The 14,333-nt window shown below is 57.2% G+C and carries 20 protein-coding genes; 17 read left to right on the top strand and 3 right to left on the bottom strand.

Going from position 1 to position 14,333, the window contains the following annotated elements; genetic code table 11:
• Window positions 1–59: 59 nt before the first annotated feature.
• From P406_RS02140 to P406_RS02130, 3 genes are all read right to left on the bottom strand, one after another.
• Window positions 60–1,820, bottom strand: a complete 1,761-nt coding sequence (locus P406_RS02140; RefSeq protein ID WP_046235181.1) for an AAA family ATPase — start codon at window positions 1,818–1,820, stop codon at window positions 60–62.
• A 73-nt stretch (window positions 1,821–1,893) separates the two neighbouring features.
• Entirely contained in the window at window positions 1,894–2,133 is a 240-nt protein-coding gene (locus tag P406_RS02135) for a hypothetical protein (protein ID WP_046235180.1), read from the bottom strand.
• Between the two features lie 45 nt (window positions 2,134–2,178).
• A complete protein-coding gene (locus P406_RS02130; RefSeq protein ID WP_024671625.1) occupies window positions 2,179–2,910 on the bottom strand; it encodes a helix-turn-helix domain-containing protein in 732 nt (243 codons plus the stop codon).
• Between P406_RS02130 and P406_RS02125 the strand changes: the two genes are divergently transcribed.
• The 17 genes from P406_RS02125 to P406_RS02045 all read left to right on the top strand — a co-directional run bounded on the left by P406_RS02125 (window position 2,876) and on the right by P406_RS02045 (window position 14,309).
• On the top strand, window positions 2,876–3,181 hold the full coding sequence (locus P406_RS02125) for a helix-turn-helix transcriptional regulator (RefSeq protein ID WP_370737580.1): 306 nt from the start codon (window positions 2,876–2,878) through the stop codon (window positions 3,179–3,181). The two genes, P406_RS02130 and P406_RS02125, sit on opposite strands and share 35 nt — an antisense overlap.
• Before the next feature lie 200 nt (window positions 3,182–3,381).
• Window positions 3,382–4,158 carry a helix-turn-helix domain-containing protein gene (locus P406_RS02120; RefSeq protein ID WP_046235179.1) on the top strand — a complete coding sequence of 259 codons (777 nt, stop codon included), beginning with the start codon at window positions 3,382–3,384 and terminating at the stop codon, window positions 4,156–4,158.
• Complete coding sequence (locus P406_RS02115) at window positions 4,155–4,826, top strand: replication protein P (RefSeq protein ID WP_046235178.1); 672 nt, start codon at window positions 4,155–4,157, stop codon at window positions 4,824–4,826. Before P406_RS02120 ends, P406_RS02115 begins: the two co-directional genes overlap by 4 nt.
• Entirely contained in the window at window positions 4,823–5,119 is a 297-nt protein-coding gene (locus P406_RS02110; RefSeq protein ID WP_032662039.1) for a DUF1364 domain-containing protein, read from the top strand. Before P406_RS02115 ends, P406_RS02110 begins: the two co-directional genes overlap by 4 nt.
• On the top strand, window positions 5,116–5,547 hold the full coding sequence (locus P406_RS02105; protein ID WP_046235177.1) for a VRR-NUC domain-containing protein: 432 nt from the start codon (window positions 5,116–5,118) through the stop codon (window positions 5,545–5,547). Before P406_RS02110 ends, P406_RS02105 begins: the two co-directional genes overlap by 4 nt.
• Complete coding sequence (locus P406_RS02100) at window positions 5,544–6,824, top strand: tyrosine-type recombinase/integrase (protein WP_046235176.1); 1,281 nt, start codon at window positions 5,544–5,546, stop codon at window positions 6,822–6,824. Before P406_RS02105 ends, P406_RS02100 begins: the two co-directional genes overlap by 4 nt.
• A gap of 16 nt (window positions 6,825–6,840) precedes the next feature.
• A complete protein-coding gene (locus tag P406_RS02095) occupies window positions 6,841–7,047 on the top strand; it encodes a hypothetical protein (RefSeq protein WP_046235175.1) in 207 nt (68 codons plus the stop codon).
• A gap of 35 nt (window positions 7,048–7,082) precedes the next feature.
• A complete protein-coding gene (locus P406_RS02090) occupies window positions 7,083–7,364 on the top strand; it encodes a hypothetical protein (protein WP_370737582.1) in 282 nt (93 codons plus the stop codon).
• 2 nt (window positions 7,365–7,366) lie between these two features.
• Complete coding sequence (locus P406_RS02085) at window positions 7,367–7,753, top strand: antiterminator Q family protein (protein ID WP_024664848.1); 387 nt, start codon at window positions 7,367–7,369, stop codon at window positions 7,751–7,753.
• Window positions 7,754–7,878: 125 nt separating this feature from the next.
• On the top strand, window positions 7,879–8,250 hold the full coding sequence (locus tag P406_RS02080; protein WP_046235173.1) for a DUF3450 domain-containing protein: 372 nt from the start codon (window positions 7,879–7,881) through the stop codon (window positions 8,248–8,250).
• Window positions 8,250–8,588, top strand: coding sequence for a hypothetical protein (locus P406_RS02075; RefSeq protein ID WP_024650633.1), 339 nt, complete (start codon window positions 8,250–8,252; stop codon window positions 8,586–8,588). The genes P406_RS02080 and P406_RS02075 overlap by 1 nt, the downstream gene beginning before the upstream one ends.
• A gap of 23 nt (window positions 8,589–8,611) precedes the next feature.
• Complete coding sequence (locus P406_RS02070) at window positions 8,612–8,950, top strand: HNH endonuclease (protein WP_046235172.1); 339 nt, start codon at window positions 8,612–8,614, stop codon at window positions 8,948–8,950.
• 138 nt (window positions 8,951–9,088) lie between these two features.
• Window positions 9,089–9,562: a terminase small subunit gene (locus P406_RS02065; RefSeq protein ID WP_024664852.1), complete on the top strand. Its 474-nt coding sequence runs from the start codon at window positions 9,089–9,091 to the stop codon at window positions 9,560–9,562.
• Complete coding sequence (locus P406_RS02060) at window positions 9,562–11,247, top strand: terminase large subunit (protein ID WP_046235171.1); 1,686 nt, start codon at window positions 9,562–9,564, stop codon at window positions 11,245–11,247. The genes P406_RS02065 and P406_RS02060 overlap by 1 nt, the downstream gene beginning before the upstream one ends.
• A 2-nt stretch (window positions 11,248–11,249) precedes the next feature.
• Window positions 11,250–12,467: a phage portal protein gene (locus P406_RS02055; RefSeq protein ID WP_024664854.1), complete on the top strand. Its 1,218-nt coding sequence runs from the start codon at window positions 11,250–11,252 to the stop codon at window positions 12,465–12,467.
• Window positions 12,451–13,095 carry an HK97 family phage prohead protease gene (locus P406_RS02050; RefSeq protein ID WP_004408626.1) on the top strand — a complete coding sequence of 215 codons (645 nt, stop codon included), beginning with the start codon at window positions 12,451–12,453 and terminating at the stop codon, window positions 13,093–13,095. The genes P406_RS02055 and P406_RS02050 overlap by 17 nt, the downstream gene beginning before the upstream one ends.
• Window positions 13,092–14,309 carry a phage major capsid protein gene (locus tag P406_RS02045; protein ID WP_024664855.1) on the top strand — a complete coding sequence of 406 codons (1,218 nt, stop codon included), beginning with the start codon at window positions 13,092–13,094 and terminating at the stop codon, window positions 14,307–14,309. The genes P406_RS02050 and P406_RS02045 overlap by 4 nt, the downstream gene beginning before the upstream one ends.
• Window positions 14,310–14,333: the final 24 nt, after the last annotated feature.

The raw sequence follows: 14,333 nt of genomic DNA, 5'->3' as shown, positions 1-14,333 counted from the left end.
CTCATCCTTTGAGGCGTGCGAGCCTCAGTTTAGCGACGCGCAGTATACTTGGCCAGCCTTCAATATGTGAGCTTCGCGGTATGAATAGCTGCTGCAATCAGCTCAGTCTCGAATTCATCCACAAGCTCTTGGTGCTCCGAAAGCCACAGCTCTACAATCTGCCATTCCTTGATGATATCAAGCCTCTCGTTCCACCATCGCTTTGCCGGATCTCGCTTCGATATATCTGTATTCCCCCTAAGGAGATGCTCCCTTAATTGGTCGCTGTTTATTCCACTCATTGCCAACGCGGCACGCGTGTTTGGAAATAGTTGGTTATTTGCGGAAATTGTTTTAACGAACTCGTAGATGGTGCGTTCCGGGGAATAGCTAGCGCCGGACGCATGCTTTCCTCCTGGGAGCTTTACCACGTTTTTAAGCTTTCCTGGACCCTGCTTTGTGGATGCATCAGCGTCTACCACGATAAGAACAGTCTTGAAATATGGGTCGAACGATTGGAGCCCTTGCAAATTATTACATCCTACCGAAATAGGAATTGTCTTAAGGCCTGCACCGCAAGCAGATTTCACCTTTCGCTTAAGTTTTAATGTGAGGAGCGTTTCTAGGAAATAATTTGCTTCGGCGTCTTCTAAGTACACCTTCAAATACTTCGGCTTTGCCTTTATGGCCTTTATAGCTTTGGGCGGGATGAGCATCATGTCGTTGCGTATGGCTTGAAAGGATGGATCTAGCAAAACACGAGGCTGAACCGTGTCCGATAAATACACAATAGAGTCAATAGCAACTCCGTTCCCGCCTATAGGGTTGTTTTCAGGATGGGTTGCTTCTATCAAGGAGAGCGAGTGAGTGGTTGCTACCACCTGTATTCTCAGCTTCTTAGCATGGGTGCCTATAGTTGATATAAGCCTTTGCTGTGCATGAGGATGGAAGCCTGCATCGAGCTCATCGATAACCATCAAACCACCAGGGTACTCCGGCCATTCTCTTTCAAGTTTCTTGAAGGAGGCAAAGGCGGTCGCGATAGCGCTCAGGCTGTCCTGCCCAAGGGACACGCTTTTTGGGCTGTGACCGTACTCTGGATGTTTTGCGATCTTATTTGTGCCTTGAATCGACTGGGTGGTGATGACTTTTCCAGCCTCTGTAGCATCCGTTAATCCAATTACATTGGAAATAAAGTCCGCTATGAAAGCAGCATCTGACGCATCTATGCCGGTATCAACTAGGCTGATAATTTTTTCAGGATCGCTTTCGCCAATCGGTATCATACGAGTCATTCCGAGATATATCGTCGGCAGAGGAATTTTGGCCGCTACGCCCACCTTAATCCCGTGCTCTTCTTGAATGAAATCGCTATCTGGCCTATTTCTTGGTACAACTCTCGCCTCTAGTCGCGTTGTCTCGCCATCGCTATTTACGACGGTGCGCTTTGACAATGCACACCTTTTTTCCATAGGGACTGCGTTGATTTCATATTCAAGTATGGGGTTTGGTAAGGTTTCTGCGTCCTGATGTAGCAGAAACTCGGTCTCATAGTCTATATGAATAATCTCATTCAGCAGGCCTCTAAATAATTTTCCTGTATAGCTACTATATTTTTTGGAGGTAAGTCCAGATCCGTTGGCAACCAGCGCAAGGATAGTTGATTTACCTATTCCGTTATGCCCAGCGATCAATGTAATGCGTGGCGCAAACTCAATCGTAATATGTTTAAGCTTTCGAAACGCCGGCTGTTCTATTAGTAGCCTTTTTACAGTGATTTGTTGATGATTGGCATCGGCTTGAGCGGCGAGTTTCTTCTTGCTTGTATGACGAGGTGCCATGATCTTCCTTGAAAGCATAGATTATAATTTTTAGGAGGTCTATTCGTTACGTGAAATTGAGCATCCGACCCTATCATCCAGGGGCGGCCCTGATAACTCCTCCCGCCTTAACTTCATCCACATACCCAGCGAGCTTGTCCTCGCCGGCATGGAACACCGTGATCATCCTCAGGATGGCTTGAGCATCAGCCTCGTTGCCCGCCAAGCTCAATCGCTCAGCGATCCGCATCAGCTCCACGGCTGACCATTTGAAGTCAGAGGCGAGACCCTGTAAATCGCGTACCAGTTCTTGGTTGGGTTTCGTCAGTCCCATGCCCGATGCTCCTAAAAATTCCAGCCGCCGAGTTGTCCAGGCCCGTCACGCAAACTTCGTCAGCGACCTGACTACAACCCCAATGATTTTGCAGTCATCCGGGTACTGCACCGTGGGGTAGGCAGGGTTAAGCGGCTTCAAGTATCTAATCCCGCCGTCTTCTACCAGCTTCTTGAACGTTGCCTCATTGCTGCCGGCCAGCTTCGCGATCACCAGCTTGCCTGGGCGTACGTCTGCCCGGGTGTCGACGAGTATCTGTGAGCCCTCTGGAATCGAAGGGGCGGTAGGTGCCGTCATCGAGTCCCCTTTGACCACCAGCCAGAACGCTGGACCTTTGGCCTTGTAGTCAGACACCTCGTGGTCGTCAGAACCACCAGGCGCGTAAGGCTCGACCGCCTCGGACCACTCGCCAGCCGCAACCCAGCTCAGTACAGGGTATCGATACATACGCGAGGGCTGCTCCACTTCGCCGACGTTGGAGGGCTCACTGATAGACCGTCTCGACGCCGTGAAGTCTTCCCCAATCAACAAAACCCCATAGGGAACGCCGAGCGCTTTAGCCATCAGCTCAATATCGCCTAGCGTCGGCTCCCGCGTCCCGGACTCGTAGTTTCCTACGCGCGATTGAGAGCTCCAACCACAAAGCTTGGCTAGCGCGGCTTGAGATTTACCAGCTGCATTGCGCAATCGCTGCAGCCTTTGTCCGAGAGATTCATTCATAGCGCGGAATTCTAAACACGATATGAAATACCCGTTCTCACTTATTGTGTTTGCCATTAACACGATACGTGTTTATCCTGAAAGTAATTATGGAGGAATGCACATGAATCACGTCCGCATCATCCGCGAGGGGGCTGGCATAACCCAGGCATCGCTACGCCGGGCGCTCGGCTGGAATCAGTCCCGCTTGGCGAACTACGAATCCGGCCTAAGAAACCCAGGCCTAAGCGAGGCAAGACTAATAGTGACCGCTCTAAATGAGCTGGGCGCAATTTGCGTTCTCGATGAGGTTTTTCCTCCTGAAAAAGAAAATCTTTCAGCGGCTTGATTGGAATTATCCGCTCAGGCGGGAAGGGCAGGTAGTACAGCGGATGGGCTGTTGATTCATCCAGTACCAAATTTCAGGCAAAAAAAAGCCGGTGGCTAGACCGGCTTCTTCAACAACTTTGCGAGACAGATTATGCACATCAGACCTGAGCAAGGCAACACAGGCAGAACGATTGGAGTAGCACTGTGAGCGTTCAAGCAATGTCGTGGGCGCTACAGATCCCGCGCGTGACCCTTTCTGATTCCAGTGCCCGGCACGTGCTGCTGTGCCTGGCCAACTACGCCGGTACTGACGGGCGCGGGGCGTTCCCTTCGGCCACCACTCTGAGTGAAGACACTGGCCTTTCCGAGCGCACCGTACGATCCAAGCTTGAGCTACTGCGGGCGTCTGAACTGATCGTTCCAGGCAACCAAGCGCTGGCCGCCGTGTACATCGAACGTCATGACCGCCGCCCAGTCGTCTATGACTTGCCGCTAAAGCGGGGTGCAAATCCTGCACCCCGAACTGAACGGGGTGCAGATGACGGAACGGGGTGCAAATCACAGCAGAACGGGGTGCAGAATTCGACCGAACGGGGTGCGAAATCTGCACCCAATACGTCACTTAACCATCAATTAACCGAACAGCAGCAGCCGCGCGAGATTTCGGACGTGATCGACGAACAGGACAAGCAAGCCCTGGAGTCGACCGATGATCGCCAGCGCTTCGCCATGTTCGCCGACTGGACACCGGATAGCCGCTACCTGATCGCCCAGGCTCAGATCGCTGGAGTCAAACCAACCGATATCTCTGACGCGCTGATCCGCAGTTTCATCGGCTGGTTTGTGGCCAGGAATAAAATCGTAGATACGTCCGCCGGCTGGTGTAACCGCTTGGTGGGCTGGTACGTGAGGGAGCGGGCCAAGGGGAATTTGCCAGAGTCAGAGGAAGGTGCCGAGGGAACCAGCAGTTGGGCGTCCAAGGGGGTGATCCTGTGAACGGTCCTGTTCGAGCTGGTTATCTGGTCCACAACCGGACAACCGATCCAGCCTATCGCCCAGCACCAGCCGTGGCCGTCGAAATTGATCCTGCAACCGAGCAGGTTATCGACGAACTATTCCTTCGGCTGCAGGGAGCGTGCGGCGCGTGGCGCCAGTCCTGGCCAAACCAGAAAATCATGGATGCCTCAAAGCTCGAGTGGATTGCCGAGTTCATGCGCTCCGGCATCACTTCGATGGATCAGTTGCGCCACGGTATGCGCATGGTCAGCGCGAGCAAATCGGCTTTTGTTCCAGCGCCAGGTGTGTTTGTGGGCTGGTGTTTTGCCCCCGAAGGGCTGGGCTTGCCAAGCGTTGAGGTTGCTTACTCGCAGGCCTTGCGCAACTCACACCCAGGCATGGAGGGGCGCGGTAAGTGGTTTCACCCAGCGATCTATCACGCCACTGCTGCCGCTGGGTTCCTTAGCCTGCAAACGCTTCCTCGCGACTTGGGCATGATCCGGTTTGAGCAGAAATACCTCGAGCAGTGCCGCAAGATCTGGCGTGGTGAAGCACTGCCGCCCGTGCCAGTGGCGCAGCTCGCAGCGCCCGGCAAATCAATAACTCCCGAAGTGGGTAACAAGGCGTTGGCCGAACTCCGTGCCAGGCGCAGCGGAGACACGCAATGAGCAAACTCACCAAGGCGGCGCGCGACCGCGAATGCCAGATCCGTTACCCAGGCTGCTCGAGCGAATCCTCGACCACGGTGCTGGCCCATTACCGGCTCGCTGGTACTTGCGGCATGGGCATCAAGCCAAACGATCTGCAGGCCGCTTGGGCGTGCGCGTACTGCCACGACATCGCTGATGGCCGACTGCGAGCCCCGGCGGTGCTGAGTCGTAACGAAGTCCGCCTGTTCCACGCCGAGGGAGTCATGCGCACCCAGGACGCGCTGATTCGTGAAGGGATGGTGAAACCATGAAGCCCGCCGAAATGACATTGTTTAAACCGAAGCGTACCCGCGCCAAGTCGGTCGACCGTGAGGGCCTGGAGCAGGCCGCATTGCTGCGCGAGATCAAGCTGCGTATGCCCTTGGTGGCGGCTCTGATCTACCACGTTCCCAACGGTGGCCACCGGCACAAGCTGGTGGCGATCAAGCTGAAAGAGCAGGGTGTGCGCGCCGGTGTGCCCGATCTTGTGCTTCCGATGGCCCGCGGTGGGTACTTCGGCCTGTACATCGAATTTAAGGCCACGCCGCCGAATGATGCCGCTGTCTCGGGCATCCAGTACGAGTGGATACGTCAGCTCAACCTGCAAGGCTATCTGGCGATCATCTGCCGTGGTCACTTCGACGCGATGGAGCAAATCCGCGCATACCTCCGACTTCCTCAGACTGTGGTGGCCGCATGAGCCAGACCCTGCTTACTTCGTTCTCGGATGCGGAAATCCGCCGGCAGGCAGCGAATTCAGAAGTGCGCGACCTGCGCGATGCTCGCTATCCGGGCGTCTACTTCCGGTTTCATCAGAATCGTGAGCGCGGCACCTGGCACCTGGTGGTGGGCAAGAAGTGGGAGAAAATCGCCGGCTTCCCAGAGCTACCTGTGAAAGGCCTGATCAACGCTCTGCCGAAGATCCGGGAGCGCCTTGCGACTGACCCGAAAGCTTCTGCCGCTGCCGGCACGCTGCAGACCGTTGGCCAGTTGCTGGAGTGGTTCATGGTCCGCCAGTCCACCGAGCGCAGCCTGTCGGCAAAGCGCCGCGCCACGAATACCTCAATCATCACCTGCCACCTCAAGCCGCGCCTGTCCGAACTGCTCATTGCCGATGTGGACCGGTCCACCTTGGACAAGCTGGTGATGTGGCCCATGCAGGCCGAAATGTCACTCTCCTACGTCCGGCTGATGTGGGGCGTGCTGGTGGTCGCTTTCCGCCAGGCCGAAAAGCTTCGTCTGATCGCCCAGAACCCGGTTGCCGGTTTCAAGTTCACCGATTTCACCAAGGCCCGCATCCTGCCGAAACCATCGCGCCTGCGGGCCGTTCAGCTGGAAGAGGTGCTTGGTGACCTTGCTGCAGGATTCGACCAGCACCCGCAGGACTGCATGCTGGCCTTGATGATGCTGTGTCACGGCACGCGCGCTGGCGAGACAAGGCAGGCCCGATGGTCGCACCTGACGCTGGGTGAGCAGGGCGAATGGTTCATTCCTGCCGAGAACACCAAGACCCGCTGTGAGCATCGGCTACCGCTGACCCATCAAGCCTGCGCGCTGCTGGGGCGGTATCGGGACTGGCAGTCGTCGAAGGGCTACAAGGGTGCCTACATGTTCCCCGCTCGCAACCGTGGGCCGATCAGCGACAGCCAGGCATGTGCCGTATTCGCTCGCCTGGGCAAGGGTGAGTGGACGAGCCACGATCTGCGCAAAGTGGCCCGGACCGGATGGACTGATCTGGGCGTCGACTTTCTGATCGGCGAGATGCTGGTGAACCATACGCTGACCCGCAACGTGCAGACCTATATCCACACCTCGGCTGAGCTGCTCAAGCGTGATGCGCTGAACAAGTGGCACGAATGGTTAGACGGGAAAGGCTTTAGCTGCATTCACCGCTCGACCCTGACTAGAAACGAAAATTCGCAGAATGCCGTCGAGGCCAATACTGGCGCGGCTTCCAGCGCGATCACGAATCCATAAAAGGCGAGGTTTAAAAATGATGATTTTGGTCGATCCCCGCCGCAAGCTGGCAGTCCAGCCCGGCGACATCAGCTCGATGCAGATGGTGACGACACCTGGCGGCCGCTGGGCTTTGGAGCTGCAGATGATCTCTGGCAGAGAAATTGTGATCCCTGCCAGCAATGATCAAGGCAGCGTCGACCTAAACGTGGTGCACGCCCAATTGATGGAGGCGAGCGAGTGAAAAAGAGCCATGGCCCTGCCTTCCGCGCTCCCCGTCTGGACTTGTCCCAGTGCCCGGCCTGCCGAGGTCGAGCAGTGATCAAGGGTGTTTTTCATGAAATGGCATGCGTGCAGTGCAATGCCTCGGGCTGGGTCGCCGCCCACACAGGTGAGGCGCTGCCGCTGGAAGTGCTGGTGACGCAGCTGAGCATGCGCCTACAGGCCGCTGACCGACAGATCGAACAATTGAAGCGCCCGGCCCAGACGAGTGGACCTGCCGCCATTTACCAACAGAACAACCGCCGCGGTGCCGGTGGATCGAATTACACAGGGGATTGACCATGAAAAAGCGTACATACGTCGACAAGCCATTGGGCGACACCGAATACCTGCTGGAAAACTGGGGCTCCTGGCGGATGTCTGGCATGGGCGTGCCGCGCTATGTCTCCCCACTGGCAGCGTTGAGGAACCAGTGCTGCCCAGAGCCGAGCGCAATGACTTATGTCATCACTGACGACACGGCAATGCTTGTCGATTCAGCTATCGCAAGGCTGATCGCGCGCAACCAGCAGATGGGCGACTTCATCTGGTGGTACTTCGGTTCGAAGTGGACGATGGTTCGGATCGCCGAGACTCACAAGATGTCGGAGCGGTCAGCACGCGAAATCATCCGTCAAGGGGTGGCATGGCTTGACGGTGCTTTGGGGAATTTTTGCGAAGCAGCGTAAAAAGTTCTTTCAGGCCTGATAAACACCTGTTTTGATGGCACGGTGTTTAGCTGTTCCAGCGCGGCACCCCACCCAATTCCAAAGGCTCGCCATATCGGCGGGCCTTTTTCATTTCTGGAGTAATGATGGACCCGACCGACCTCGGCCCAGGCACCGCCACCTGGCTGGGCGGCACGGGCACCATTCTGCTGGGTGGCTTCCTCTGGTTGAGGAAGTTCCTCTCCAGGGATGCGACCGATCGCGCCATGGACAACGCCGACATAGGCACCGTCCGCCGGCTGAACGAACTACTCGACTCGGAACGCCTGGCCCGCAAAGAAGCTGAGGCCCGAGCCGATCAGTTCGCCAAAGAGCGTAACGAGCTGGCTGCTGCTGTTGGCCGTATGGAAGGAAAGATCGAAGCCCTGACCGGCCAGGTCTCACAGCTCACTGACAAAGTGACCAGCCAAAGCGCTGAGATAGCCCGTCTGCGTTCACAGCTCGGAGGTATCAACTGATGGAAAGATGCGTTAGAGACTTCATCGCCCGGCGGTGGTGGCGTCGCCTGGAAGTGTGGGTGATTGCCTCGCTGCTGGTAACTGGATCGTTCGCGCTGGGCTTCGGTGCTTCTCAATGGTCGCTAGCCAGTTGGTATAGCGCCCAGGTCGCCGAGGTGCGGCGAGGTTATGACGAGGCCACGGTGCAGCGTGACATGCGCCTGAACAAGCTGGCCAAGACCGCGACCGATGCAGCAGTAAAGGTTGAGGGTGCCGCAGGGAAGGCCACGGAAGCGGCAGAGGTGGCCAGCAAGGCGGCCGACAAGGTCAACGAGGCGGTAGAGCGGCAGACGCCTTAACGCGCCACATGCTGGAGTAACACATGGCACGACTCAAGACGCTCGGCAACCGCGTGGCTACTCAAGGCGACCGGGTAAGCACCGCGCCGCCAGCTACATGGCGAGCGGGCAAGACCACGGCGAACCAGCGAGGTTACAACTACGCATGGCAGAAAGCGCGCTTGGTCCATCTGGGCGCCAACCCGTTGTGCGTCTACTGCGATCGAGCTGGGCTAGTCGTCGCTGCGTCGGTAGTCGACCACATCATCGCCCACAACGGTGATCAGACTCTGTTCTGGTCAAGATCCAACTGGCAATCCCTCTGCAAGACCTGCCACGACAGCGTGAAACAGCGCGAAGAGGCGAAAACTCGGTCGTTTTGACCGGTTTTGGCGTGATTTGCACGGTTTTGGTGCGAAATCAGGCGTTTTGGAGGGGGGGGCAAAAATATGGGGTTTTTCGATCACTAGACCGCCCTCGACCGCACGTACAGATTTTTTTCCCTTCAGGATTTTTTGTTAATGGCTTTAACACCTAAACAGCGCGCATTTGTCGATGCTGTTAGGGGAGGTGCGTCCAAAAAAGATGCAGCGATAGCCGCAGGCTACGCGGCTGGCAGCGCATCGGCGGCCGGCTCACGGCTGGCGAAGCATCCGAACGTGATGGCCGCACTGGGCACAGTGCCCGTTAACAAAAAAGTTAAAGCGCCAGCCTCGGCTCCTACCTCTGACGGGGCGTCGGATGAGCCGCAGGAAGCTGGCTTCGATCTGGCGAAGGCCATGCGTCACGCGGACCCCAAAGACTTTCTGTTGGCGGTCATGAACGACTTTGAAACCGAACCGAAATTGCGTGTCGACGCCGCGAAGGCGCTGATGCCCTTTGTCCACCCGCGCAAGGGCGAGAGCGGCAAGAAGGAGACTGCCAAGGACAAGGCTGCAGGCGCAGCTCAAGGCAAGTTCGGCGTGCGTAAAGGCCCGCTGTCGGTGGTGAAATAATGGAGTGGTCAACCGCCTGTACAGATTGGGAGCAACGCATTGTTGCCCGCCAAAGCCTGATCCCGTTCGAACCGCTATTCCCTGATCAAGCGGCCGAAGCGTTAGAAGTCTTTGGCGGCTTGCGCATGGTAGATGCTACCGGCAGCCCGCTTATGAGCGAGACCGTGCGGTCCTGGGTAAATGAATTCGTCGCCGCCATTTTCGGCGCCTATGACCCATACAGCGGTCGCCGGATGATCAGCGAGTTCATGCTCCTGATCAGCAAGAAGAACGGGAAGTCGACCATTGCCGCCGGCATCATGCTTACGGCGCTTGTGCTGAACTGGCGCACCTCGGGCGAATTCATCATTCTGGCACCGACCAAGGAGATCGCTGACAACTCCTACATCCCGATTCGGGACATGGTCAAAGCCGACGATGAGCTGAAGGACCTGTTCAAGGTGCAGGATCACCTGCGCACGGTTACTCATTACGAGACAGGTGCCACGCTGAAGGTGGTGGCGGCCGATAGCGAAACTGTCTCGGGCAAGAAAGCCATCGGCGTGTTTATCGACGAGCTGTGGGTATTCGGCAAGCGAGCCAATGCCGAGGCAATGCTGCGCGAGGCCACCGGCGGTCTGGCATCGAGGCCAGAGGGTTTCATTATCTGGGCAACGACCCAGTCCGATGAGCCGCCTGCAGGCGTCTTCCGGCAGAAGCTGCTCTATGCCCGTCAGGTACGCGACGGCGGGATTGTCGACAAGTCTTTCTTGCCGGTGCTCTACGAATTTCCGAAACACATGATCGACGCGGGCAAACACCGCGATGTTAAGCACGCGTACATCACCAACCCGAATCTGGGGCTGTCGGTAGACGAGCCGTTCATTGAGCGCGGCTTCATGCAAGCGCAGATCGACGGCGAAGAGTCGTTCCGTGGTTTTCTGGCCAAGCATTTGAATGTCGAGATTGGCCTGGCGCTGCGCTCTGATCGGTGGGCCGGTGCCGAGTTTTGGGAAGTGCAGGCCAAGCTGCCCGGCCTGACGCTGGACGATCTGATCGAGCGCTGCGAAGTGATCGATATCGGCATCGACGGCGGCGGCCTGGACGACCTGCTTGGGTTTGCGGCAATTGGGCGTGACAAGCACACGCGTCAGTGGCTGTTGTGGACGCACGCCTGGGCTCACCCGTCGGTGCTTGAGCGCCGCAAGGGCGAGGCGCCACGGCTTCATGACTTTGCCAAAGAGTGCCATCTAACCATGGTTCAAGTCATCGGCGATGACCTTGAGGAAGTCGCGGACCTCGCAGCCCGCGTCGAGAAGGCCGGCTTGCTGGATCAAGTCGGCGTCGACCCGGCCGGTATTGGTGGTGTGCTCGATGCTCTGGTTGCGGCTGGCGTACCGCAGGACAAGATCATTGGTATCTCGCAGGGCTGGAAGCTGGGCGGCGCGATCAAGACCACCGAGCGCAAGCTGGCCGAGGGCGGCCTGATCCACGGCGGCCAACCCATGATGGCCTGGTGCTGCGGCAATGCCAGAGTCGAGCCGCGTGGTAACTCGATCCTCATCACCAAGCAGGCTTCAGGCTCGGCCAAGATCGACCCGCTGATGGCCACCTTCAACGCGGTATCCCTTATGTCACTCAACCCCGAAAGCAAAGGCGGGATGGATGACTACTTAAACAACGGTTTCTTCGGACTTGTAGGCTGACTATGGCGTCTCATTGGTACAACCCGCTGTCCTGGCGGATGTTCGGCTATGAGGATCCGAAAACCGGCGACTATGTCGAAATGGACATGACGGTCGGTGGAAAGGCAACGAAAGCCGGGGTCAGGATCACGCCTACCAAAGCCATGAACATCAGCATCGTTTGGGCTTGCGTGAAAATCCTGAGTGAAACCGTTTCAGGGCTGCCACTCAAGCTCTACGACGACAAGGATGGCAAGCGGCAACTGGTGGCGCACAAGGATCGAGCCAGTCGCATCATGCGTAAGCCGAACCCTTTCATGACTCGCCTCAACTTCTTGAAGGCGGTTGTGGTGAACATGGCGTTGCGCGGCAACGCTTTTGCCATCATCGAGCGATCCAGCGGTGGCGATCCTATCGGTTTCACGCTGGTATCTCCGGATGATGTCACGGTCGACACGCTCGACTCTCGCTTAATTTATTACGTGTCGCTCGATGGCAAGCGCGCCCCGGTTTCACCCGAGAACATGCTGCACTTCAAGTTGTTCAGCAGTGACGGGATCAACGGAATGTCGCCGGTCGAGCATCAGGCCGAAACCATTGGCCTGGCAAAGGCCGCGCACGACTGGTCCGCCCGCTTCATGCGCAAGGGTGGATTCACGGGTGGTTACGTCATCTACGACGGGTTCCTGACTGCAGAGCAGCAGGCTCAGGTGATGAATAAGTTTCCCGACGTTCGCAAGGCCGACACCGAGGATCTGGGCAAGATGGCCATCCTGCAGGGCGGCCCGAAAATCGTGCCTGCTGGCCTGACTCAGAAAGACAGCCAGTTCATCGAATCCCAGCAGTTCCAAGAAGAAGCCTTGGCGGGCATCTGGGGCGTTCCGCTTTACCTGGCCAACCGTGCCAGCAAGACCTCGATCATGGGCTCCAACCTGGAACAGCAAACCAGTGGGTTCGTGACGTTTGGTTTGAAGCCTTACTTGGATGCCATCGAAGACGAGTTCAACGACAAGCTTTACGGCGATACAGATCGATTCGTCGAGTTTGTCGTCGAGGGGCTGCTGCGCGCTGATAGCGCCGCCCGTGCGACGTACTTTGGAAGCGCCCTAGGCGGCTCCGGCGGTTCGGGTTGGATGACCATTAACGAAGTCCGTGAAAAGGAAAACCTGCCGCCACTGGCGGGGGATGAATATAACCGGGTCACTCGGTGGGAGACGCAGGGCAATGCTGACAAAAATTGAAGTGCCCTTCGAGGTTAAGGCCGTCGATGACGCTGGCAACTTCGAAGGCTATGCCGCGGTGTTCAATAACGTCGATCTGGGCGATGACGTAATCCTGCCGGGCGCATTTACGAAGGTGAAAACGACCCGTGCCGGGCGCCTGAAGCTCGCGCTTTTCCATGACCTGACGCGGTTGGTGGGTTCGGCCGACTTTACTCAGGATGCACACGGCCTGTACCTCAAAGGCAAGGTGAACCTTGGCGTGAGCTACGCGCGCGACGCTTACGAGCTGATGAAGGAGGGCACGCTGGACAGTATGTCCATCGGCTTCAACACGTTGCTTGCAGCCTACGAAGAGCGCGAGGGTCGCAGCATACGGATCATCAAGCAGGCCGAGCTGTGGGAGGCCTCGCTTGTACCTTTCGGTATGAATCCGGAAGCGCAAATCACCGACGTCAAATCGGACATCAGACTTTTTGAGAAGGCCCTGCGCGATCGCATGGGTCTTTCGCAAAAGGAAGCGGCAGCCGTCGCTTCGCTCGGCTACTCCGCCGTGCACCGTGAAGGTGACACAGCGGCCACGGTGATCGTGGATGAGCTGAAACAACTTTCAACACTGTTCACCCACCATTTTGGAGATTCGCAATGAGCGAAGTGAAAGAGCTGCGCGATTCCCTGGACAAGCAACTTAAAGACGGCTTCCAGGGCCTGCAGCAAAAATACGACCACGTCACTGAAGAGTTGCAGAAAGGCAACACCGTGACGCTGGAAATGAAGTCCAAGATCGAAAACCAGAAAGGCGAACTGGAGCGCGTCATCGAGCAAGTGCAGAAGCTCGAGGAAAAGGGCATTCAGCTGCGCACCCAGGGCGGCGAGAAGAAAAGCTTCATCGACCTGGTGAAGGGTAACGACGCCTACAAATCGCTGCAGCAGAAGAACCAGAATCAGGCGGAAATCGAGGTCACCAAGTCGGACATGGCTTCCATGTCCGAGACCAAGCTGACCAGCGCAGGCCTGGTGCCGACGCAGTGGGACCCGGTTATTCAAGATCGCCCGCGCCAGGAGCTGGTGATTCGCGACTTGATCCCGACCACGCCCGTGACAGGTCAGAGCTACAGCTATTTCCTTGAGAAGCTCCACACCCGTGGCGCTGGCATGGTGGCGGAAGGCGCGGCCAAGCCTTCCAGCGATGTCACTTTCGAACAGAAGACCGACAACGTCCGCAAGATCGCTGTGTGGATGCCGGTGACCGATGAAGCCCTGGATGATATTCCGCAGCTGTACAGCTACATTCAGGAGCTGCTGCGCTACGACTTGAAGCTCAAGGAAGAGGGGCAGATCCTCAAGGGTGACGGCGCTGGCAATAACCTGAACGGCATCATGACCCAGGCCAGCGCCTTCAATGCGCAGCTCAGCCAAACCGGTGACACTGCGATCGACACCGTGCGCCGTTCTATCTATCAGGTGCGCAAGCAGTCTCAGCGTGCGGCTGATGCCGTGGTCATGACTGACCTTGACTGGATGAACATCGAGCTTTTGAAGGATGCCGACAACCGCTACCTGTTCGCCAACCTGCAGGGCCTTGTCACTCCAATTTTGTGGGGCCGCCCAGTAGTGGTGTCTGACAGCATGGACGAGGGCACCCCGGCCGCCGACGGTACTGCCGCTTCCGGTGGTGAATTCCTCGTCGGCTCGTTCGCCCAAGGCGCCCGCCTGTACGACCGCATGGCGTACACCGTGAAGGTAGGTTGGATCAATGACGACTTCGTGAAGAACCAGCGTGTCGTGCTGGTAGAAGAGCGTCTTGGCCTGGCCGTTCGCCGCCCTTACGCGTTCGTGAAGGGCCGCTTCGCAGTCAAGTGATCGAACCCATCCGCTTGGGGCCTT

The organism is Pseudomonas syringae pv. coryli str. NCPPB 4273, from assembly GCF_000972175.1.
Classification (GTDB): domain Bacteria; phylum Pseudomonadota; class Gammaproteobacteria; order Pseudomonadales; family Pseudomonadaceae; genus Aquipseudomonas; species Aquipseudomonas syringae.
The sequence above is the reverse complement of the archived record's forward strand: the minus strand, read 5'-3'. Positions and strand labels throughout refer to the sequence as shown.

Excerpts from the sequence above, each read along its gene's own strand:
- P406_RS02080 (WP_046235173.1), top strand. The coding sequence starts at position 7,879 with ATGGACCCGACCGACCTCGGCCCAGGCACCGCCACCTGGCTGGGCGGC.
- P406_RS02125 (WP_370737580.1), top strand. The coding sequence starts at position 2,876 with ATGAAATACCCGTTCTCACTTATTGTGTTTGCCATTAACACGATACGT.
- P406_RS02140 (WP_046235181.1), bottom strand. The coding sequence starts at position 1,820 with ATGGCACCTCGTCATACAAGCAAGAAGAAACTCGCCGCTCAAGCCGAT.
- P406_RS02135 (WP_046235180.1), bottom strand. The coding sequence starts at position 2,133 with ATGGGACTGACGAAACCCAACCAAGAACTGGTACGCGATTTACAGGGT.
- P406_RS02045 (WP_024664855.1), top strand. The coding sequence starts at position 13,092 with ATGAGCGAAGTGAAAGAGCTGCGCGATTCCCTGGACAAGCAACTTAAA.
- P406_RS02055 (WP_024664854.1), top strand. The coding sequence starts at position 11,250 with ATGGCGTCTCATTGGTACAACCCGCTGTCCTGGCGGATGTTCGGCTAT.
- P406_RS02120 (WP_046235179.1), top strand. The coding sequence starts at position 3,382 with ATGTCGTGGGCGCTACAGATCCCGCGCGTGACCCTTTCTGATTCCAGT.
- P406_RS02095 (WP_046235175.1), top strand. The coding sequence starts at position 6,841 with ATGATGATTTTGGTCGATCCCCGCCGCAAGCTGGCAGTCCAGCCCGGC.
- P406_RS02130 (WP_024671625.1), bottom strand. The coding sequence starts at position 2,910 with ATGGCAAACACAATAAGTGAGAACGGGTATTTCATATCGTGTTTAGAA.
- P406_RS02100 (WP_046235176.1), top strand. The coding sequence starts at position 5,544 with ATGAGCCAGACCCTGCTTACTTCGTTCTCGGATGCGGAAATCCGCCGG.
- P406_RS02110 (WP_032662039.1), top strand. The coding sequence starts at position 4,823 with ATGAGCAAACTCACCAAGGCGGCGCGCGACCGCGAATGCCAGATCCGT.
- P406_RS02060 (WP_046235171.1), top strand. The coding sequence starts at position 9,562 with ATGGAGTGGTCAACCGCCTGTACAGATTGGGAGCAACGCATTGTTGCC.
- P406_RS02105 (WP_046235177.1), top strand. The coding sequence starts at position 5,116 with ATGAAGCCCGCCGAAATGACATTGTTTAAACCGAAGCGTACCCGCGCC.
- P406_RS02065 (WP_024664852.1), top strand. The coding sequence starts at position 9,089 with ATGGCTTTAACACCTAAACAGCGCGCATTTGTCGATGCTGTTAGGGGA.
- P406_RS02070 (WP_046235172.1), top strand. The coding sequence starts at position 8,612 with ATGGCACGACTCAAGACGCTCGGCAACCGCGTGGCTACTCAAGGCGAC.
- P406_RS02050 (WP_004408626.1), top strand. The coding sequence starts at position 12,451 with ATGCTGACAAAAATTGAAGTGCCCTTCGAGGTTAAGGCCGTCGATGAC.
- P406_RS02075 (WP_024650633.1), top strand. The coding sequence starts at position 8,250 with ATGGAAAGATGCGTTAGAGACTTCATCGCCCGGCGGTGGTGGCGTCGC.
- P406_RS02085 (WP_024664848.1), top strand. The coding sequence starts at position 7,367 with ATGAAAAAGCGTACATACGTCGACAAGCCATTGGGCGACACCGAATAC.